A 1,476-nucleotide genomic window follows, 5' to 3' on the forward strand; every position below is an offset into this window, starting at 1 on the left:
CGGCATTATTGTTAAGCAGGAGCCTAAACAGTACACCGGTGCTGGCATGACCCGACTGGTTATGTCTGTCGCCGCAGGCGCAGGGAATCTGCAGGACGCGGCAAAATTCGCTTCAGAAGAGCTGAATGACCAGTCCGTATCGATGGCCATTTCCACCGCAGCGGCGTCCGGTGGTGTGCTTATTCCGCAGAACCTCCACAGTGAGGTGATCGAGCTACTGAGCGACCGAACCCTCGTCCGCAAGCTGGGTGCCCGTCCCGTTCCGCTGCCTAACGGTAATATGACGCTACCACGCGTGGCCGGTGGAGCAACGGCAAGCTACACAGGAGAAAACAAAGACGCCAAGACATCAGAAACACGCTTTGATGATGTAAAACTTACGGCGAAAACTCTGATTGCGATGGTGCCTATTTCCAATGCACTGATTGGCCACGCCGGATTCAACGTCGAGCAGCTGGTCCTGCAGGATATTCTGACCGCCATCTCAGTGCGTGAGGATAAAGCCTTTATGCGCGATGACGGTACCGGCGATACACCGATTGGTATGAAGGCGCGCGCGACGCAGTGGAACCGCCTGCTGCCGTGGGAAGCTGATGCAGCGATCAACCTGAACACAGTTGACGAGTACCTGGACAAGATCATTTTGATGGCGATGGACGGCAACAGCAATATGATCAGCAGCGGCTGGGGCATGTCGAACCGTACCTATATGAAGTTGTTTGGGCTGCGTGACGGCAACGGCAACAAAGTCTATCCGGAAATGGCTCAGGGATTACTTAAAGGATATCCGGTTCAGCGTACCAGCGCGATCCCTGCGAATCTGGGGACCGGGGGTAAGGAGACTGAGATTTACTTTGCTGACTTCAATGATGTGGTTATCGCTGAAGACGGCAATATGAAAGTCGACTTCTCGAAGGAAGCCTCTTACATCGATGCCGATGGCACCCTGGTATCTGCGTTTTCCCGTAACCAGTCGCTAATCCGCGTTGTTACTGAGCATGATATTGGCTTCCGTCATCCGGAAGGCCTGGTGCTGGGTACCGGCGTCCTGTTCTAACCCATCCCTCAGTAAATACGGCCCGCATATGCGGGCTTTTCCCTTTCAGGAGAATGTTATGGCTGCGAAAAATAAAGCAGTGGAGCCGGAAGAAACAGGCACACAGGACAACCATGCGACCGTGGTCGCACAGGCAGAGCGTAAATCCGTTGTGTTCCTTGGGCCGCACCACCGTTATTCCCGTGGAGATATCGCGTGCTTTGAAGGATCGCGCGCCGAAGAACTGGTTAAGCGGCGTATCGCGGTATGGCCGGAGGATGCCGAACGTGCGCTGAAACCGAAGCCGGGAGACAGCGATTTTGATACTGACATTGGATGATGTGAAAACCCAGCTACGCCTGGAACTGGACTTCACGGAGCATGACGCCATGCTCACGCAAATGGTGAATGCCGCGCAGCGGAGCATCGAGCGTGATTAT

General features: G+C 54.6%; 3 protein-coding genes. All 3 read left to right on the forward strand.

Annotation, left to right across the window (positions count from 1 at the left end; all coding sequences use genetic code 11):
• A partial coding sequence (locus tag KHQ28_RS26225) for a phage major capsid protein (protein WP_211777734.1) occupies positions 1-1,057 on the forward strand: 1,057 nt, incomplete at its 5' end.
• A 58-nt stretch (positions 1,058-1,115) separates the two neighbouring features.
• Positions 1,116-1,376, forward strand: coding sequence for a hypothetical protein (locus tag KHQ28_RS26230; RefSeq protein ID WP_014907814.1), 261 nt, complete (start codon positions 1,116-1,118; stop codon positions 1,374-1,376).
• The coding region (locus KHQ28_RS26235; protein ID WP_142900396.1) for a phage head-tail connector protein at positions 1,357-1,476 on the forward strand (120 nt) is incomplete at its 3' end. The genes KHQ28_RS26230 and KHQ28_RS26235, both read left to right, overlap by 20 nt.

The sequence above is a fragment of the Klebsiella sp. 28 genome (assembly GCF_018223905.1).
Taxonomy (GTDB): domain Bacteria; phylum Pseudomonadota; class Gammaproteobacteria; order Enterobacterales; family Enterobacteriaceae; genus Klebsiella; species Klebsiella pneumoniae.

What these genes read in the sequence shown, in the direction of transcription:
- KHQ28_RS26230 (WP_014907814.1), top strand. Translation starts at nt 1,116, where the DNA reads ATGGCTGCGAAAAATAAAGCAGTGGAGCCGGAAGAAACAGGCACACAG.